The organism is Streptomyces sp. NPDC034084, assembly GCF_055575535.1.
This window is the reverse complement of the sequence record NZ_JBVISK010000002.1, coordinates 658,729-677,819: the sequence shown is the minus strand read 5'-3', so window position 1 is coordinate 677,819 and position 19,091 is coordinate 658,729. Positions and strand designations below refer to the sequence as shown.

13 protein-coding genes are annotated in these 19,091 nt (G+C 73.1%); 8 read left to right on the top strand and 5 right to left on the bottom strand.

Going from position 1 to position 19,091, the window contains the following annotated elements; translation table 11 throughout:
* Nucleotides 1-59: 59 nt before the first annotated feature.
* The gene (locus ACZ51I_RS08440) at nt 60-2,933 is read right to left on the bottom strand and encodes a glycoside hydrolase family 3 C-terminal domain-containing protein (protein WP_468872683.1); all 2,874 of its coding nucleotides are present in this window, start codon (nt 2,931-2,933) and stop codon (nt 60-62) included.
* A 366-nt stretch (nt 2,934-3,299) separates the two neighbouring features.
* Between ACZ51I_RS08440 and ACZ51I_RS08435 the strand changes: the two genes are divergently transcribed.
* The 5 genes from ACZ51I_RS08435 to ACZ51I_RS08415 are packed head-to-tail and all read left to right on the top strand — an operon-like array spanning nt 3,300 to nt 11,250.
* Complete coding sequence (locus ACZ51I_RS08435) at nt 3,300-5,018, top strand: extracellular solute-binding protein (protein ID WP_468872681.1); 1,719 nt, start codon at nt 3,300-3,302, stop codon at nt 5,016-5,018.
* Nucleotides 5,019-5,020: 2 nt separating this feature from the next.
* Nucleotides 5,021-6,046 (top strand): ABC transporter permease, encoded by a 1,026-nt coding sequence (locus ACZ51I_RS08430; RefSeq protein ID WP_468872678.1) that lies wholly within the window; start codon nt 5,021-5,023, stop codon nt 6,044-6,046.
* Complete coding sequence (locus ACZ51I_RS08425; RefSeq protein WP_468872676.1) at nt 6,043-6,960, top strand: carbohydrate ABC transporter permease; 918 nt, start codon at nt 6,043-6,045, stop codon at nt 6,958-6,960. The genes ACZ51I_RS08430 and ACZ51I_RS08425 overlap by 4 nt, the downstream gene beginning before the upstream one ends.
* A gap of 40 nt (nt 6,961-7,000) precedes the next feature.
* Nucleotides 7,001-8,992, top strand: coding sequence for a beta-galactosidase (locus ACZ51I_RS08420; RefSeq protein ID WP_468872673.1), 1,992 nt, complete (start codon nt 7,001-7,003; stop codon nt 8,990-8,992).
* Nucleotides 8,993-9,003: 11 nt separating this feature from the next.
* Nucleotides 9,004-11,250 (top strand): glycosyl hydrolase family 95 catalytic domain-containing protein, encoded by a 2,247-nt coding sequence (locus ACZ51I_RS08415; protein WP_468873809.1) that lies wholly within the window; start codon nt 9,004-9,006, stop codon nt 11,248-11,250.
* On the opposite strand, the gene ACZ51I_RS08410 is transcribed toward ACZ51I_RS08415, so the two are convergent.
* Nucleotides 11,240-12,268: a LacI family DNA-binding transcriptional regulator gene (locus ACZ51I_RS08410; RefSeq protein ID WP_468872670.1), complete on the bottom strand. Its 1,029-nt coding sequence runs from the start codon at nt 12,266-12,268 to the stop codon at nt 11,240-11,242. The genes ACZ51I_RS08415 and ACZ51I_RS08410 overlap by 11 nt on opposite strands.
* Nucleotides 12,269-12,539: 271 nt before the next feature.
* Between ACZ51I_RS08410 and ACZ51I_RS08405 the strand changes: the two genes are divergently transcribed.
* Nucleotides 12,540-12,842 carry a putative quinol monooxygenase gene (locus ACZ51I_RS08405; protein ID WP_468872668.1) on the top strand — a complete coding sequence of 101 codons (303 nt, stop codon included), beginning with the start codon at nt 12,540-12,542 and terminating at the stop codon, nt 12,840-12,842.
* Nucleotides 12,843-12,997: 155 nt separating this feature from the next.
* Nucleotides 12,998-13,768, top strand: a complete 771-nt coding sequence (locus tag ACZ51I_RS08400) for an IclR family transcriptional regulator (RefSeq protein WP_468872666.1) — start codon at nt 12,998-13,000, stop codon at nt 13,766-13,768.
* Between the two features lie 83 nt (nt 13,769-13,851).
* Here the strand turns inward: ACZ51I_RS08400 and ACZ51I_RS08395 are convergent, their stop codons facing one another.
* On the bottom strand, nt 13,852-14,037 hold the full coding sequence (locus ACZ51I_RS08395; protein ID WP_468872663.1) for a hypothetical protein: 186 nt from the start codon (nt 14,035-14,037) through the stop codon (nt 13,852-13,854).
* 45 nt (nt 14,038-14,082) lie between these two features.
* Between ACZ51I_RS08395 and ACZ51I_RS08390 the strand changes: the two genes are divergently transcribed.
* Entirely contained in the window at nt 14,083-15,045 is a 963-nt protein-coding gene (locus tag ACZ51I_RS08390; RefSeq protein WP_468872660.1) for an SMP-30/gluconolactonase/LRE family protein, read from the top strand.
* A gap of 215 nt (nt 15,046-15,260) precedes the next feature.
* Here ACZ51I_RS08390 and ACZ51I_RS08385 read toward each other — a convergent pair whose 3' ends face one another.
* Nucleotides 15,261-16,841 (bottom strand): glycoside hydrolase family 53 protein, encoded by a 1,581-nt coding sequence (locus ACZ51I_RS08385; protein ID WP_468872658.1) that lies wholly within the window; start codon nt 16,839-16,841, stop codon nt 15,261-15,263.
* A gap of 146 nt (nt 16,842-16,987) precedes the next feature.
* The gene (locus tag ACZ51I_RS08380; protein WP_468872656.1) at nt 16,988-19,021 is read right to left on the bottom strand and encodes a beta-galactosidase; all 2,034 of its coding nucleotides are present in this window, start codon (nt 19,019-19,021) and stop codon (nt 16,988-16,990) included.
* Between the last annotated feature and the right edge of the window lie 70 nt (nt 19,022-19,091).

The window sequence follows — 19,091 nt, the reverse complement described above, 5'->3', positions numbered from 1 at the left end:
ACGTGACGCGGGCCCGGCACCGGATCGCTCCGGTGCCGGGCCCCCCGCCGGTGGGACGTTCAGCCGGCGAAGCCGATGTGCGCGAGGCGCACGGGTCCGTGCAGGCGGACGCGGAGGTCCCTCGCGTCCCGGAGGTGCAGCGAGGCGCCCAGCGTGCGGTAGGCGTACGGGCCGCCCGTCGGCGCGACCTCGATCCGGGCCAGGACGGTGCCGTCGCCGAGGGCCAGTTCGACCGTGCCCTCGCCCGCGACCGTCACCGCCGTCTCCGTGGCACCGCCGGCGAAGTCACAGGAGCTGTACAGGAGTTCGCCCGCGATGCCCGGCTCGGCCGGGGCCACCCCGTCTCCCGTGGCCTTCGTGCGGTCCACGATGACCGTGCCGGACTGCTCGTCGTAGTCGGCCGCGGCGAGGCCGTCGACCAGGACCGGGCGCGGGCCCGGCGCCTCGCCGGCCACCTCGACGCGGACCGTGCGCCGGACGTCCGCGCTGGACGCGCCCGCCTGGATCTCGTACTCCCCGGGCTCCACCGTCCACCGCCCGTGCGCCACGTCCCAGTACCCGAGGGCCGAGACGGGGACGTCGAAGGAGAGGACGGCGGACGCGCCCGGGGCGAGCGGTGTCCGCTCGTGCGCGATCAGTTCGCGGTGGGGGCGCGGGACGGAGGGCGCCACGGCCCGCGCGTACACCTGGACCACCTCGTCCGAGGCCACGGCGCCGGTGTTCGTGACCGTGCAGCCGATCCGTACCGTCTCCCCGTCGACGGCCGCCGACAGCTCGCCGTACGCGAAGGTCGTGTACGACAGGCCGTGTCCGAACGGGAAGAGCGGCGTCCCGTCGAAGTACAGGTACGTCTGACGGCCACCGATCACGTCGTAGTCGAGCATTCCGGGCAGGTCCGCGTCGGCCGCGTACCAGGTCTGCGGGAGCCGGCCCGCCGGGGAGACGTCGCCGGCCAGGACCTGGGCGAGCGCCGTGCCCGCCGCCTGCCCGCCGTGCGCGGTCCACAGCACGGCCGGGAGCGCGGCGGCCGCCTCGGGCACGGCGTACGGGTAGGAGGAGACGAGGACGAGGACGGTACGCGGGTTCGCCGCGTGCGCGGCCCGCCAGAGCCGGTCCTGCTGCGCCGGCAGGGCGAGCGTCGTGCGGTCCTCGGTCTCGCGCCCGTTGATGTGCGGGTCGTTCCCGGCGACCACCACCACCACGTCCGCCGCCGCCGCGGCCCGCGCGACCGCCTCCTCGCCCCGCTCGGCCGTCTCCACGGAGAACACCTCGGCGGATTCCCGGTCGGCGGCAACCTTCACGCCGTCGGCGGCGACAGAGACGTAGCTCCCCGTCCCGAGGTGCAGAAGGAGGTGACCGCCGTCGTGGGCTTCGAGACGGAAGGTCTCCTGAACGACCCAGCCACCGGGCTCGTCCGCCGAGGCGCGGACGAAGCCGTCCTCGGCGACCGACAGATACCTCCCGTCGGGGGCCCGCAGCGTCAGCACCCCGCCGCCCCAGTCGATCAGCGCCAGCTCCGAGCCCTCGGCGTCGGCGGTCAGCGGCGGCAGGTCGGTCCGGCCCGCGACCAGCGCCGGATCGAGCGCGCCCCCGGTGTCCCGTACGGCTTCCCCGGCGCCCGCCTCGGGGACGCGCAGCCGGGTGCCGGAGGCGGTACGCAGCCGGATCCGGTCCACGCCCTCGGCGAAGTCCACCCGGTCCGGCCCGAAGCGCTCCCGCAGCCCGTCGAGCGGGGAGGAACGGTGGAGCAGCGCCCCGCTGTACCAGTCCAGCTTGCAGGCGTCGCCGAGGAGACCGACCACGGCGATCCGGCCCGGCCGGGGACCGAGCGGCAGCAGCGGACCCTCCCCGCCCGGACTCCCGTCGCCCCGGGGCTCGTTCCGCAGCAGGACGATCGCCCCCTCGGCCGCCTCGCGGGCCAGCTCCCGGTGCTCCGGGCTGTCGAACCGTTCCTCGCCCGCGTACGGATCGAGTTCCGGATCGAACTCGCCGAGCCGGAACCGTACGGTCAACTGCCGCCGCGCCGCCCGGTCCACGTCCGTCTGGTCGATCAGGCCGCGCTCCAGGGCCCCGCGCAGCCGGCCCAGGATGACGGAGGAGTCCGTGCCGTGGTCGGTGAAGGAGTCGACGCCCGCCCGCAGCGCCGCCGCCACCGCCTCCTCGTGCGTGGCGAAGTACCCCTGCGAGTCGGCCAGGTTGGACGGGGCGCCCGCGTCCGAGCAGACCAGGAGGTCCTGGTCCGTCCAGCGGCGCAACTCCTCCTCCAGGTACGGGGAGAGGTGGTTGGGCCGGCCGTTGACCAGGTTGTACGCGGGCATCACCCCGGCGACAGCGCCCGCCTCCACGGCCCCGCGGAAGGCCCGCAGGTCGTACTCGTGCAGCACCCGGGGCCGTACGGACGCCGAGGACGTGTCCCGCGCGGCCTCGTTGTTGTGCGCGAGCCAGTGCTTGAGGACGGGCGCGGTGCGCCAGTACACCGGGTGGTCGCCGCGCAGTCCCCGGGTGTACGCGGTCGCGATCGCGGAGGTCAGCGCCGGGTCCTCCGCGTATCCCTCCTCGCCGCGCCCCCACAGCGGGTTGCGCAGCAGGTTCACCGTCGGCGCCCAGACGTTGAGCCCGACCCGGTCGTCCTTGGCGCGCATCGCCCGCGCCTCCCGGGACACCGCCTCGCCGATCCGGCGCACCAGCTCCGGATGCCAGGTCGCGCCGAGGCCCACGGACTGCGGGAACACGGTCGCCGGGCCCATCCAGGCGACACCGTGCAGTGCCTCCTGACCGGTGCGGAAGGCGGCGAGCCCGACGCGTTCGACACCGGGCGTGAACTGGTGCAGCAGCGCGAGACGTTCGTCGGCGGTGAGCCGGTCGAGCAGGTCGTCGACCCGGCGGGCCACGGGGAGGGCGGGGTCACGGAAGGGCGGCCGGTCTGCGGTCACGTGCGAGTCCCTTGGCAGAGAGGAGGGGAGAGGATTTCGAAGCGCTTCGATGCTCTGCGGGCAGAGCAGGGGTGTCAAGGCATGGTGATAAGCCACTTCCCCTATGCCCGGGGGACGTTGGTAGCGCGGCAAAACGGTCCGAGACCCGAGAAACTCGGGAGCGGCCCTTGCCGCGCCTGTGCCGTTCACTTAACCTCGCAGCAATATCGAAGCGCTTCGACTCGATGGTCGACAGTGCCCGCTCGACACCGCGGGGCTCCGTCCCGCCCGCTCCCCCCACCGCAGCCGCTCCACCTCCACCACCGCAGCCGCCCGGCGACCCGCTCGGTCGCCGTCTGTCCGGCGCGGCCATGAAGGGTTGACGCAATGACGCCGAACGCCGTCTCCACGGGCTCCCGGAGATCCACCCCGAGCAGCACCTCCGGGCAGAGCCGCCGGGGCTTCCTCGCCTCCTCCGCCGTCGCCGTGGCGGCCGTGGCCGGTGGCGTGCCCCTCCTCACGGCCTGCGACGGAGGAACCGACACCGGGAAGAAGGACGGCACCACCACCGGCAAGGACGCGGCGAAGCTCCTCCCCGCCTTCGTCGCCGGCACGGTCGTCGCGCCCGACATCGCCGCGAAGAACGGCTCCGCCGCGGGCTTCACCCGCGCCATCCCCGTCGGCCGGCTCAAGGCCTCCGTGACCGCGAAGAGGGGCAAGGGCACCCCGCTCACCGTCATGGCGCCGCTCTGGGGCACCCCGCCCTCCCCCGGGAACCCGTACTACAAGGCCATGAACGAGGCCATCGGCACCCACGTCACCTGGCAGAACCAGGACGGCAACACCTACGACCAGAAGCTCGGCGCCGTCCTCGCCTCCAGCGACATCCCCGACGTGGTCGTCGTGCCCGGCTGGAACCTCGGCGGCAAGATCCCGAGCGCGATCGACGCCAAGTTCGAGGACCTCGGCCCGTACCTCTCCGGCGACAAGGTCAAGGCCTACCCGAACCTCGCCGCGATCCCCACCGACGCCTGGCAGCGCTCGATCTTCGGCGGGAAGCTCCGCGGCCTGCCCATGCCCGCCTCGTACGTCACCAACATCGCGCCCTTCTACCGCAAGGACCTCTTCCAGGCGAAGGGCTGGCAACTGCCGCAGAGCGCGGACGAGTTCCTGGCCCTCGCCAAGGAGATCACCAGCGCCAAGGCGAAGGTCTGGGCCTGCGACGACCTGACCTGGACCGCGTACAACATGTTCGGCGTGCTCTCCGGCAGCGACAAGGCCCTCGGCTGGAACCTCGTCGACGGCAAGCTGGTCAACCGCATCGAGACGCAGGAGTACCTCGAAGCCCTGGAGTGGACCCGCAAGCTGTTCGACGCCGGGGTCGTCCACCCCGACGCCAAGGCCCAGAACCAGGGCGACGCCGGCAACCGCTTCACCGCCGGACAGGTCATGATCTACAACAACGACCTCTCCCACTGGTACGCCAAGACCGCCGAACAGGCCGCGCAGAACCCGGCGTTCGCCATGGCCGCCATGGACATCCCCGGGCACGCCGGCGGAGCCCCGAAGCTCTGGGCCACCAACCCCGCCAACATCTGGGCCTTCGTGAAGAAGGGCAGCTCCCAGGCGGTCGTCGAGGACGTCCTCGCCATCGCCGACTTCACCGCCGCGCCCTACGGCACCAAGGAGCGGATGCTCACCGACTACGGCGTCGAGGGCGTCCACCACACCGTGAAGGACGGGCTGCCCGTCAAGACCGACGCGGGGAACCTGGAGGTCAACAGCTCCTGGATGTTCATCGCCAGCCCCGCCCCGTACGTGGCCCACCCCGACACCCCCGAGGTCACCCGGGCCATGGTCGAGTGGCAGCAGCGCATGGGCGCCGTCACCGCCAAGTCCGCCTTCTACGGGATGACCGTCACCGAACCCGCCCGGTGGACCGGCCTCATGAACGACTTCGAGCAGCTGGAGAAGGACATCGTCCGGGGCCGCAAGAAGGTCTCCGACATGCAGCAGGCCGTCTCCGAGTGGAGGAGCAAGGGCGGGGACCAGCTGCGCGACTGGTACCGCAAGCTCCTCGACACCACCGGCTCCGCGGCGAGCTGACCGTGAGCACGCTCGACACCAGGACGAAGGGCCCGGCCGTCGGTCCCCCCGACGCCGGCCCGGCCCGCCGGTCCGCACAGGATCGCGCCCGCAAGGCCGGCAGGATCCCCCTCGGTCGCCGGTTCCGCCGCGACCGCGCCCTCCTCCTCATGACCCTGCCGGCCCTCGCCCTGGTCGTGGTCTTCAACTACGTCCCGATCCTCGGGAACGTGGTCGCCTTCCAGGACTACGACCCGTACGTCTCCACCAACGGCGTCACCGCCATCCTGGAAAGCCCCTGGGTCGGGTTCGCCCAGTTCGAACGGGTCTTCTCCGACCCCGGGTTCTGGCACGCCGTCGAGAACACCCTCGTCTTCTTCCTCCTCCAGCTGTTGCTGTTCTTCCCCGTGCCCATCGCGCTCGCCCTGCTCGTCAACAGCGTGCTGCGCCCCGGCGTCCGCGCGGTCGTCCAGGCCGTCCTCTACCTGCCGCACTTCTTCTCCTGGGTGCTCGTCGTCACCGTCTTCCAGCAGATCCTCGGCGGCGCCGGCATCATCGCCCAGACCCTCAGGGAACACGGCCACGAGGGCTTCGACCTCATGACCGACCCGGAGATCTTCAAGTTCCTCGTCACCGCCGAGGGCATCTGGAAGGACGCCGGCTGGGGCCTCATCGTCTTCCTCGCCGCGCTCGCCGCCGTCAACCCGGACCTGTACGAGGCCGCCGCCATGGACGGCGCCGGGCGGTGGCGCAGGATGTGGCACATCACCCTGCCCGCGCTGCGGCCCGTCATCGCGCTGCTCCTCGTCCTGCGCGTCGGCGACGCGCTGACCGTCGGCTTCGAGCAGCTGCTGCTCCAGCGCGACGCGGTCGGCCCCGGGGCCGCCGAGGTCCTCGACACCTTCGTGTGGTGGACCGGACTGCGCAGCCAGGACTTCAGCTACGCGGCCGCCGCCGGGCTCGTCAAGGGAGTCGTCGGCCTCGCGCTCGTCCTCTCCGCGAACAAGGCCGCCCACCTGATGGGCGAGCAGGGGGTGTACCGGAAGTGACCCGACCACGCACCTCACGGTGGACCGCCCCCACCCGCCCCGTCTGGGAGGAGCCGCCCGGCCGCGCCGGGCTCGCCGCCAAGGGAACCGTCCTCGCCCTCGCCTGCCTCGCCGTCCTCTTCCCCCTCTGGATCGTCGTCGTCACCAGCCTCTCGTCCAAGAAGACGATCACGGAGACCGGCGGCCTGGTCATCATTCCCAGGGACCTCACCCTCGTCGCCTACCAGGAGCTCCTCAGCGGCGGCCAGGTCACCCGGGCGGCGGTCGTCAGCGTCGCCGTCACGGTCACCGGCACCCTGTTCTCGATGACCGTGTCGGTCCTCTGCGCCTACGGTCTCTCCCGGCCCGGCTCGCTCGGACACCGCTTCATCCTGCTGGCCCTCATGGCCACCATGTTCTTCGGCGCCGGACTGATCCCCACGTACCTCCTCGTGCAGACCCTGGGGCTCACCGACACCTATCTCGCGCTGATCCTGCCGAGCGCCGTGAGCGTCTTCAACATCCTGGTCCTGCGCGGCTTCTTCATGGGCATCTCGCCCGAACTCGTCGACAGCGCCCGCATCGACGGTGCCGGAGACCTGCGCATCCTCTGGCAGATCGTGATGCCGCTGTCGAGAGCGGTGATCGCCGTCATCACCCTCTTCTACGCCGTCGGCTACTGGAGCGCCTGGTTCAACGCCTCCCTCTACCTCAGCGACCAGAACATGATGCCGCTGCAGAACGTCCTCATCCAGCTCGTCCAGAAGCAGGAGATCCCGGTCGGCCTCGGCCAGGCGGTCAAGGCCGGGAACCTCTCCGGGCTCGCCGTCCAGATGGCCGTCATGGTCCTCGCCCTGCTCCCGGTCGCCGTCCTCTCGCCCTTCGTCCAGAAGCACTTCAGGAAGGGCATGCTCACCGGCGCCGTCAAGGGCTGACCCCCCAGCACCCGAAAGACACCCCCTACCGGAGAGTCCGATGCCGAGCCTCGACGACCTGACCCGCCCGCCCGGCCACCCGCCCCGCCTCCTGTACGGCGGGGACTGGAACCCCGAGCAGTGGCCCGAGGACACCTGGGCCGAGGACCTCCGGCTCATGCGACGCGCCGGGGTCAACTCCGTGACCCTCGGCGTCTTCTCCTGGTCACGGCTCGAACCGACCCCCGGATCGCGGGAGTTCGGCTGGCTCGACCGGCTCATGGACCTGACGCACGAGCACGGCGTCGGCGTCGTCCTGGCCACCCCCACCTCCTCGCCCCCGCCCTGGCTGGGCCGCCTCCACCCCGAGACGCTGCCCCGCGACGAGGACGGCAGGACCGAGTGGTGGGGCTCCCGCCAGCACTTCTCCCACTCCAGCGAGGCCTACCGGCACCACGCGGCGGCCCTCACCGAGGACCTCGCCGCCCGCTACGCCGGCCACCCGGCCCTCACCATGTGGCACATCAACAACGAATACTGCACCTACGACTGGGGCGACGAGGCCGCCCGCACCTTCCGGCGCTGGCTCGAGGACCGGTACGGCACCCTCGACGCGCTCAACACCGCCTGGGGCACCGACTTCTGGAGCCAGCGCTACGGCGACTGGACCGAGATCCTGCCGCCCCGCCGCGCCCACTACCTGAAGAACCCGGCGCACGTCCTCGACTTCCGGCGCTACACCTCCGACCTGCTCCTGGAGTGCTACCGCGCCGAACGCGACATCGTCCGCCGCCACACCCCGCACCTCCCCGTGACCACCAACTTCATGCCCTTCTGGTCCGGCCAGGACGGCTGGGCCTGGGCCGCGGAGGAGGACCTCGTCTCCGTCGACGTCTACCCCGACCCCCGGGACCAGGCGGGTGGCCAGTACAACGCGATGATCGGCGACCTGACCCGCTCCCAGGCCGCCGGCCGGCCCTGGATGGTGATGGAACAGGCAGCCGGAGCGGTCAACTGGCGGGGCGTCAACCACCCCAAGGCCCCCGGTCTCAACCGCCTCTGGGCGCTCCAGGCCGTCGCCCACGGCGCGGACGCCGTCTGCTACTTCCAGTGGCGCCAGTCCCGCCAGGGAGCGGAGAAGTTCCACTCCGGCATGCTCGGCCACGCGGGGGAGCGGGGCCGCGTCTTCCAGGAGACCGTCCGCGTCGGGGAGGACCTCGCGCGGCTCGGTCCCCGGGTCGCGGGCAGCCGCGTCACCACCGACATCGCCGTCCTGCACGACTGGGACTCCTGGTGGGCCGACGGCCAGGACGGAGCGCTCTCCCGCCGCGTCGACCACGCCGAGATCGTCCGCGCCTGGCACCGCGCACTCTTCGACGCCCACCTCCCCGTCTCCTTCGCCCACCCCCACCACGACCTCACCGGCCACCGGCTCGTCCTCGTCCCCCACCTGTACCTGCTCGACGACACCGCGATCGACAACCTCACGGCGTACGTGCGCGGCGGAGGCACCCTCGTCTGCGGCTTCCTCACCGGGATCGCCGACCAGGACGACCGGATCCGCCCCGGCGGCATGGACGCCCGCCTCCGCGCGCTCCTCGGCATCGACGTGCTCCAGGAGTGGTGGCCGCTCGACGAGGACGAACGCGTGGACTGCGGCACCTTCCACGGCACCCTGTGGTCCGAGGAGCTCACCCCCGCGGCGGGCGCGGAGACCGTCACCGCCTACCGGGGCGGCGAACTCGACGGACTGCCCACCGTCCTGCGCAACGGCCGCGCCTGGTACGTCTCCACCCTCCCCGAACCCGAGGCCCTCCGCGCGCTCCTCGCCGGTATCGCCCACGAGGCCGGGGCGCGACCCGTCCTCGGCGGCCTGCCCGAGGGCGTCGAGGCCGTCCGGCGCGGCGAGCTCCTCTTCCTCCTCCACCACGGCCGCGACCCGGTCACGATGCCGCTGCCCGGCCGCCACCGCGACCTGCTCACGGGCGCGGCGGTGGAGGGCGCCCTGAAGCTGGAGCGGTTCGGCGTCGCCGTCCTGGAGGAGACGCCGTGAGACACGGCCCGGTGAGCCGCGACGCCGTACACCACGACCCCGCCACCCTCCCCGGCCCCGTCCACGGCACCTGGGAGGCCGCGCCCGCCGCCCGCTGGGAGGACGCCTTCCTCGCCGGGAACGGCCGGCACGGCGCCCTGGTCCTCGGCGACCCGGAGGACGACCGGGTGATCGTCACCCACCACACCCTCGTACGGCCCAACAACCCGCCCGCCGACACCAGGCCGCCCCGGCTCGCCGCCGCGCTCCCCGCCCTCCAGGACGCCCTGCTCGCCGGGGACGCGACGGCGGCCGAACGGTTCACGGACGGGCGGCCGCTGCGCTGGGTCCGCCCCTTCCACCCCGCATTCCTGACCCGCGTCCGGCGCGTGCCCGGCGGACCGGTCCTCCCCGTCCGCCGGTCCGTGGACTTCGCCACCGGGGTCGTCACCGGCCTGAGCGGGGAGCGGCGCGGCGAGGTCTTCGTCTCCCGGGCCGACGACGTCCTCGTCCAGTACGTCACGCGGCCCGGCCCCGCCGTCGAGATCGACCTCGACCACCGGCTGCCCGGCGTCCCCGTGGGCCTCCTGACCGGCCGGGGCGTCGCCACCGCCCGCCGGGAGTCCGTCCTGACCCTGCGGGCCCGCTACCCCGAAAGCCCGCTCGGCTACACCGGCCTCACCCTCCTGCTCGCCGACACCGGCCACACCACGGTCACCTCCTCCGGCGTCCGCGTCGAAGGTGCCCGGCAGCTGCTGCTCCTCACCCGCGTACGGCGTCACGAGGGCGAGTTCGACGCGGCGGGGGAGGCGGAGGAGCTGCGGTCCCTCCTCGGAGCCGGGACCACGGACCTCGCCGCGCACCACGCCCGGCTCCTCGCCCGGCACACCGCCCGCCACGGTGCCGCCTACCGTCGCGTCACCCTCGACCTCGGCGCGGACCCGGCCGAGCGGGACCTCCCCGGCTCCGCCCTCCTCCGGCGACCCGACAGCCCCGCCCTCCTGGAGCGGCTGTTCGCCGCGGGCCGCTACCACCTGCTCTCCTCCTCCGGCACCCGCCCGCCCCGTCTCACCGGCCTGTGGACCGGCGACTGGAACACCGCCTGGTCCGGCGCGTACACCACCAACGCCAACCTCAACCTCCAGACCTCGTCCGCCGTCGCCGCCGACCTGCCCGAGGTGACGGAGGCCCACGCGGCTCTGGTCACCGCGCAGTTGCCGGACTGGCGGGACAACGCGCGGGAGATCTTCGGTGCCCGGGGCATCGTCGCCCCCTCCCACACGGACGGCGCATCGGGGCACACGTACCACTTCAGCCGCGAGTACCCCCTCCACCTGTGGACCGCGGGCGCCGACTGGCTCCTGAAGCCGCTCCTCGACCACGAGGAGGCGACCGGTCGGCGAGACCCGGCGACCTCCGCCGCCCTCGCCGAACTCGCCCTCTTCTACGAGGACTTCCTCACCCGCACCGGACCCGACGGCCGGATCACGATCGTCCCCTCGTACTCGCCGGAGAACCGGCCGCGCGGCGGGAGCTGGGGCGCGGTCGACGCCACCATGGACATCGCCGCCGCCCGGCACGCGCTGCGCGCCGCCGCCGACCGGGCGCCCGCGCCCGCCGCCACGCGCCTGCGGGCGCTCGCCGACCGCCTCCCGCCGTACCGGGTCAACGAGGAGGGAGCGCTCGCCGAATGGGCGGCGCCCGGCCTCGGCGACCGCTACGACCACCGCCACCTCAGCCACCTCTACCCCGTCTGGCCGCTCGACGAGATCAACCCGTACGACACCCCCGACCTCGCCCGGGCCGCCCGCCGCGCCCTCGAACTCCGGGGCAGCGAGAACGACTCGGCCCACGGGCACCTCCATCACGGCCTGGTCGCCGCGCGGCTCCGGGACGCGGACCGCACCGAGGACGCCCTCGGCCGGCTCCTCGCGGGCGACTACTTCCACGACTCCCTCATGAGCGCGCACTATCCGGGCCGCGACGTCTACAACGCCGATGCCGCGCACACCCTGCCCGCCCTCCTCATCGAGGCGCTCGTGCAGTCCACGCCGGGCCGGCTCGTCCTGCTGCCGGCCCCGCCCGCCCGCTGTCCGGAGGGGCGGCTCGCCGGGGTGCGGACCCGGTTCGGCGCGCGCGTCGACCTCACCTGGTCGCCGGGGGAGTACCGCGCGGTCCTCCGCCCCGACCGAGACGCCGTGATCGAGCTCCGGAGTCCGGCGGGGGGCGCGGAGCGGCTGGTCCTGCGGGCGGGGGAGGAGCGGACCGTCAGGTCCTGAGCCCCGGGGGAGGCGGCCCCGAGCTGTTCCGTACGGTCAGGGCCGGGGTGAGGAGTTCGACCCCGGTGGCCTCCTCGGCGTCGGGCCGGGAGAGGCGGCCGATCAGCCGCTCCACCGCCCTGCGGCCCAGCTCCTGGGCCGGGATCGCCACCGAGCTGAGCGCCACCGACGCCTGGGCGGCGATCTGGCCGGCGCAGACCGCGATGACCGACACGTCCTCGGGGACGGCGCGGCCCGTACGGCGCAGCAGCGCGAGGAGCGGCTCGACGGCCGTCTCGTTCTGCACGACGAAGGCGCTGACCCCGGGCCGCTCGTCGAGGATCCGCGCGAGCACCCCCGCCACCGCGTCGTGGCCGCCCTCGCACGGCCGGTGCAGCAGCCTGACGCCCAGCTCGGCCGCTCGATCCCGCAGCCCGCGCAGGGTCCGCTCGGCGAAGCCCGTGTGCCGTGCGTACACCCCGGGGGACTCGCCGATGACCGCGACCTCCCGGTGTCCGAGGCCCGCCAGGTGCTCGACGCACAGCGCCCCGGCGGCGGCGAAGTCGAGATCGACACAGTTCAACCCGGCGGGATCGGCGGGCAGTCCGACCAGGACGGACGGCGGTCCCGCCGCCCGCAGCAGGGGCAGCCGCTCGTCGTCGAGCTGGACGTCCATCAGGATCACCGCCTCGGCGAGACCGCTGCCGGTGACGCGGCGCAGCGCCGACGGTCCTTCCTCGCCGGTGAGGAGCAGGACGTCGTAGCCGTGGGCGCGGGCCGTGGTGGCGACGGCGACGGCGATCTCCAGCATCACCGGCACGTACATGTCGGTGCGCAGCGGCACCATGAGCGCGATGATCCGGGAGCGGCTGCTGGCCAGTGCGCGGGCGCCCGCGTGGGGCTGGTAGCCGAGCTGTTCGATGCTCGCCCGGACCCGCTGCCGGGTGGGGTCGGAGATGGGCCGCTTGCCGCTGAGGACATAGCTCACCGTGCTCGCCGACACTCCGGCGTGCCGGGCAACCTCGGCAAGGGTGACCATCCGTTCTCCCCCCGGCCAGGACGGTGGTGCGTCCGTGGTGAATCGCTTCGACGCGGCCCGTCGAGTGATCGCTGCGGCGATCCAAGCCGACCGTAACGTGGGGGAGTTGACCTGTCCAGACCGGGGACGACGATGTGTCGAAGCGCTTCGATCTGGGAAGGGACCCCGGTTCGACCGAACTGTTCAGTCTTGACGGTGAACTGGTCGGTGTAGTTCAGTCCTTCCCGGCGGGAGGCGCGGGCCTCCCGCCGGGGTGAGGGAGGCCGGAGAGATGTTCGCGGTGGTGTACCGGTGGCGGGTGCGTCCGGGCAAGGAGCAGCTGCTCGCCGACGGCTGGCGCCGGGTGACCCTGGCGGTGCATCAGGAATGCGGAAGCTACGGCTCCCGGCTCCACCGTGCGGACGACGGAACCTGGGTGGCGTACGCGCGCTGGCCCGACCGGGAGAGCCGGGAGGCGTGCGGGACGCCCGATCCGGAGGGTGAGGCGATGATGCGCGAGGCGATCGCGGAGTACTTCCCCGAGACGCGCCTGACCCTCGTCGACGACCTGCTCGCCGAGCCCGACACCGACTGAGGCTGTCCGTCACCCGCCACGGGCGGGAGCCGGCCGCCGAGCGCAGGACCGCGGCTCCCGGGGGGTGTCCACGGGAGCACACCCCGCGCTACTCTCTGTCCGCGATTTCGGTCGTGATCCGGAATATCGAACAGGGCGAGGGTGAGGTGGGGGCCATGGGACGACTCGTACCCGCGGTGACCAGGGCATTCGACATACTGGAGCTCTTCCTCCAGGGCGACGAGACGCTGTCCGCCCCCGAGATCACCCGCAGGCTCCAGCTGCCGCGCACCACCACCCACGAGCTGGTCACCACACTGACCGCCCGCAACTACCTCGTCCCGGTGCCGGAACAGCCCGGCCGCTACCGGCTCGGCGTCCGTACGTACCAGCTCGGCAGCCGGTACGCGGAGCAGCTCGACCTCGCGGCCGAGGGCCGGCAGGTCGCCCGCGAGGTGGCCGACACCTGCGGTGAGACCGTCCATGTCGCGGTACTGGAGGACATGGACGTCATCTACATCGCCAAGGTCGACTCCACCCACGCCGTACGGATGGTCTCGGCGGCCGGCCGGCGGCTCCCCGCCCACTGCACCGCCGTCGGCAAGATGCTGCTCGCCACCCTCCCCGAGGGCGAGCTCGACGAGCGCCTCGAAGGGCGAGACCTCCTCGCCATGACACCCCGGAGCCTCACCGACCCGGACGCGCTGCGGGCCGCGCTCGCGGAGATCCGGATTCTCGGCGTCGCCGTCGAGCAGCAGGAGTCCAACCCCGATGTCAGCTGTGTCGCCGCGCCCGTACGGGACCGCTCCGGCCGGGTCGTCGCGGCGCTGTCCGTCTCCGTGCCGGTGCACCGCTGGAGCGAGGACCGCGAGAACGAGCTCACCGCCCTCACCGTCAAGGGCGCCGATGAGCTCTCGGTCCGCCTCGGACACCGGCCGGTGCGCTGACCTCGCGGCAATCGCCGCGTCTCCGGCCGGGCCCGGCCCCCGCCCGCGGCACGCGCTCCGTCCCCGGCGGGGCCCGGCGCCCGTCACGTACCCGCGTCGGCGGCCGGACGTCCCGCGTCCCGGCGGTCGCGCGGCCGGCTGACAGGGCCGAAGGCCTCCCGGTCGTCGAGAAAGCCCTCCAGGGCGAAGGCGGCCGCGCCGCGCGTGACCGCGTTGCGCGGCACCGCGCTCCGCCGCAGGGTCGCCGCCCGCCGTGGCAGCGGCAGCACATGCGTAGCTTTCCTTCCGCCGCACCAGCCGACCGAGGAGGCCAGATGCTCCACCTCAGCGCCGTACCCTGCTCCCCCCTGCCAGGACGCCTGACGGAAGGACCCGTCTGGGACGCCCGGCGCGGGGAACTCCTCTGGGTGGACATCCCCGAGGGGCTCGTGCACCGGGCCGCCCTGACGCCCGATCACGGCCGTGCGCTCCCGGGGCGCGGGGAGCTTCCGGACCTCGCGCCCACCGGGGGCGAGGGCCTGCCCGACCTCGCCGTCCTCGGCACCCTCCGGTTCGACCGGCCCGTCGGCGCCGTCCTGCCCTGCGCCTCCGGCGCCCTCCTCGCCGCCGCCGGCACGTCGTTCCTGCACCTGCCGGACGGCAAGCCCGTCGCCGAGGCCGTCGAGCTCGCCGCGCCCGTCCTCCCCGACGACGGCCTCCCGCGCCGCATGAACGACGCCGCCGTCGATCCCGCCGGCCGGCTCCTCGCCGGAACCATGGCGTACGACGAGAGCCCCGGCGCCGGTGCCCTCTACCGCCTCGACCGCGACGGTCTCGTCACCCTGCTCGACTCCGTCACCATCTCGAACGGCCTCGGCTGGAGTCCCGACGGCACCCTCCTCTACTACGCCGACAGCCCCACCGGCCGCGTCGACGTCTTCGCCTACGACCAGCAGACCGGCGTCCTCGGCGACCGCCGCCCCTTCGCCGTCCTCGACCGGGGCATGCCCGACGGGCTCACCGTCGACGGCGACGGCCGCGTCTGGGTCGCCGTCTGGGGAGGCGGCGAAGTCCTCGCCTACGACGCCGACGGCAGCCTCCACGCGCGCGTGGAGGTGCCCGCCTCTCACGTGACGAGCTGCGCCTTCGCGGGACCCGGCCTCGACGTCCTGGTCATCACCACGGCGTCCGTGGGCCTGGACGAGGAGCGCCTCCGCGCCGAACCCGACGCTGGCCGCCTCTTCGTCTGCCGCCCCGGCGCGACGGGCCTCCCCACCCCGCCGTACGCGGACCTCTAGGGCCTGCCTCCCGGCCCTCTCGGTCTCAAAGGAAGCAGCACCGGAGCACGACCACCCTTACGACGGCCCGCGGGCGGCAGGCGTCCGGGCCGCCGAGGTGGGCCACCGCCGGCGCAACCCGGCTGGTGCCGGGGCGACGGCTCGCCGGCCGAGTGCTGGAAGCGGCATGCAGAAGGAGCCGGACTCCCTTACGAGACCGGCTCCTTGACGATACGTCAGCGGTGGGCGAGCATGCCCGCCGCCGGCAGCAGCCTGCTGTCGTAGTCGAACAGGGCCTGGTTCTCCCAGCCGTTGCCCGAGGCCGGATCGGCCGGGTCCCAGCCGTTGCCCGCGACGGCCGTCCAGGTCGGCTCCCAGTAGACGACGCCGAGACCGCGGCCGTTCGGCACCGCCTCGACGACGTTCATCACGTCCCGCAGCCAGGCCGTCTGGCCGGCGCCGCTCGCCGGGTAGCCGGCGACCAGCTCGGAGGAGAGGTCGATGATGTTCTCGTGGGCGTCCTCGCTGTCCAGGCGGAACGGGTACGCGGTCTCCGCGACCATCACCTTCTTGCCGTACCGCGCCGAGATGTCGTCCAGGTTGGCCTGGAGCGAGGACAGCGCGCCGTGCCAGTAGCCGTAGAAGGACAGCGCGATCACGTCGTAACTCACGCCCTGCGCCTTTGCGTTGTCGAACCAGGTGCGGTAGAGCGCGTTGTCCCCGCCGTTGGCGAGGTGCAGCGCGACCTGGGTGCTCGATGAGACCGCCTTGGCGGCGGAGACACCGGACTTGAGCAGGCCGGCGAGCTGGGACCAGTTGCTCGTGGAACCCTCCGGCCAGAGCATCCCGGTGTTGATCTCGTTGCCGATCTGCACCATGTCGGCCGTCGTCCCCTGCGCCTTGAGGGCGTTCAGGACGTCGTACGTGTGGTCGTACACATCGGTCTTCAGCTGGGTGTACGAGTGGCCGGCCCAGGCGGCGGGCTTGGTCTGGGCGCCCGGGTCGGCCCAGATGTCGGAGTAGTGGAAGTCGACCAGGAGTTTCATGCCCTGCGCCTTGATCCGCTTCGCGGTGGCGAGGACGCGGGCCTTGTTGTTGTAGCCGTCCGCCGGGTTCACCCACACCTTGAGACGGCCGTAGGTGGCGCCCGCGTTCCTGAGGAGGGCCACCGGGTCACCGGCGGCCCCCGAGCCCGACTTGTACACGCCGCCGAGGTCCTCGCTCTTCTTCAGCGAGGAGAGGTCCACGCCCTTCACCGTGAGTCCGGTCGTGCCGGAGGTGAAGGTGAGATCGTCGACGTTGAGCCAGTTGCCCGCCTTCGCGTCGGAGTTGACGCTGATCGTGCAGGACCCGCCGACGACCTTGACCGGGGTGACGATCCGTATCCAGCCGCTCGACGTCACCGGGAGGTCGGTGCGCTGCTCGGCGGAGCCGCAGTTGCGCAGGGCGAGGTAGGCGGAGTTCTGCCCGCCGCCGGAGCGGACCCAGGCGCTGAGCGTGTAGCTGCCGTCCGCGAGACCCGAGAGGTACTGGTACGTCTCCACCTTGTACGCGGCGGAGGACCAGTGGGTGAGGCGGTAGCCGCCGCTGTGGCCCCCGGCCTCGGTGAAGGAGGCGGCGTTCTGCCCGGCGGCGGAGTAGGTGGACCAGCCCGAGGGGGTGGCGGTCCCGGTGCCGTCGGCCTCGAAACCCGCGTTGGTGAGGGTGGAGGCCGCTTCGGCCCGCTGTGCGGTCGGCAGCGGGGCCAGGAGGAGGGCGCCGAGCGCGGCGGCGAGGGCCGTGGCGCGCAGGCGGATGCGGCTGCGGAAGGGGTGCATCGTCGAGTCCCTTCGACGGACGGATGTGAGGGGGTGCGTGCCCTTACGGGTGGTGCGTCTGCTTGCGGCTGTGGAGCGGGTGGTACGGCTCACCCGGGGGCGGCGCAGCGGGTGCGGGCGGCCCCCGGGGAGTTCAGGGGGTGGGCTCAGGCGTCGAGGCGTACGACCCTGACGGCGCCGGCCGGGACGGCGAGCTTTCCGTGGACCGGCTCGCCGCACGAGGCGCCGAGGAGCTCCGTGCCGGAGCCGTCCAGCGGCAGCTCGGCGTCCTCGGGGGAGTGGTTCAGCGCGAAGACGTACCGCTGCCCGTCGTCCCCGGCGCGGTGCACGACCTCCACGTCGTGGGGGAGCGCGGTGCGCGGGTCGACCCCGGCGTCCTCGCAGGCGGCGGCGACGATCGCGTCCAGCGACGAGGCGTCGAGCCGGGTGGAGACGTACCAGGCGGTGCCCCGGCCGAGCCGGTGCCGGGTGACGGCGGGGCCGCCGGCGGCCGGGCCGTCGGCGTACGTCCACACGGTCTCCGCCCCGCGCGGCCGGACGAACTCGGTCCAGACGTCGCCGGTGAGCGTGGCGCCGTCCGGTCCCGTGATCGTCACGCGCTGGTCGTCCAGGAGCGGGGACCACTCGTCCACGGTGAGGCCGAGGACCTCGCGCAGGGCGCCCGGATGGGCGCCGGGGTGCACCGCGTCGTGCTCGTCGACGATGCCGGAGAAGTACGAGACGACGAGGGTGCCACCGTTCTCGACGTACTCGCGGAGGTTCTGTCCGGCGGCCTCGGTGGTGAGGTAGAGGGCGGGGACGACGACCAGCGGATAGGCCGAGAGGTCGGACTCGGGGTGGGCGAAGTCGACGGTGAGGTGCCGGTCGTAGAGGGTCTCGTAGAAGCTGTCGGCGCGCTCGCGGGCCTCGTGCGCCTCGTTCGGCCGCCACTCCAGGTTCTGCGCCCACCAGGAGTGCCAGTCCCAGACCATGGCGACGTCCGGGACGGTCCGGCTCCCGCGCACCTCCCCCAGGGCCTCCAGGCCCGCGCCGAGGGCGACCACCTCGCGCCAGATCCGTGTGTCGGTGCCGCCGTGCGGGACCATCGCGGAGTGGAACTTCTCGGCGCCCCGCCGGGACTGGCGCCACTGGAAGAACATGGCGCCCTCCGAGCCGCGGGCGACGTGGGCGAGGGAGTTGCGGGCCATCTCGCCGGGGCGCTTGGCCGGGTTGCGGGCCTGCCAGTTGACGCCGGAGGTGGAGTGCTCCAGGAGCAGCCAGGGCGCGCCGCCGGCGACGGATCGGGTGAGGTCTGCGGCCATGGCGAGGTTGACGTGGGTGCGCCGGCCGTCGGTGATGAGGTAGTGGTCGTTGGTGACGAGGTCGACCTCGCGGCCCCAGGCCCAGTAGTCGATCGAGTCGCACTGGCTGAGCGCGGTCATGAAGTTGGTGGTGACGGGGATCCCCGGGGCCAGCTCGTGGAGGATGTCCCGCTCGGCGCGGAAGTTCTCCCGGATGGTGGCGTCGGCGAAGCGGCGGTAGTCGAGCTGCTGCGCCGGGTTGCCGACGGTGGGGGTGACGCGGGGCGGGTCGATCTCCTCGTACGAGCCGTAGCGCTGGCCCCAGAAGGCGGTGCCCCAGGCCTCGTTGACGGCGTCGACGGAGCCGTACGTCTCGTCGAGCCAGCGGCGGAAGTGGGCGGCGCAGCTGTCGCAGTAGCAGGCGCTGACGGGGACGCCGTACTCGTTGTGGACGTGCCAGAGGGCGAGCGCCGGGTGGCTTCCGTAGCGGCGGGCCAGTGCGGTGGTGATCCCCGCGGCGGCCGTGCGGTAGGCGGCCGAGCTGTGGCAGATGGCCCCGCGTGAGCCGTACGAGTGGCGGACGCCCTCGGCGGTGACGGGCAGGGCCTCGGGGTGGGCGCGGTAGAACCACGCGGGCGGCGCGACGGTGGGGGTGCCGAGGTCGACGCGGACGCCGTTCTCGTGCAGCAGGTCGAGGAGCCGGTCGAGCCAGCCGAAGTCGTAGCGGCCCGGCTCGGGTTCGAGCAGGGCCCAGGAGAAGATCCCGACGCTCACCATGGTGACGCCGGCCTCCCGCATCAGCCGGACGTCCTCCTGCCAGACGCTTTCCGGCCACTGCTCGGGGTTGTAGTCCCCGCCGAACGCGAGCCGGTGCAGGCCCTTGGGAGTGGTCTGCGGCATGAGTCTCTCCTGAAGGCTCGGAAGAGGGAAGCATCGGTTCCCTGGGAACGTGCACACAGTCGATCTCGAT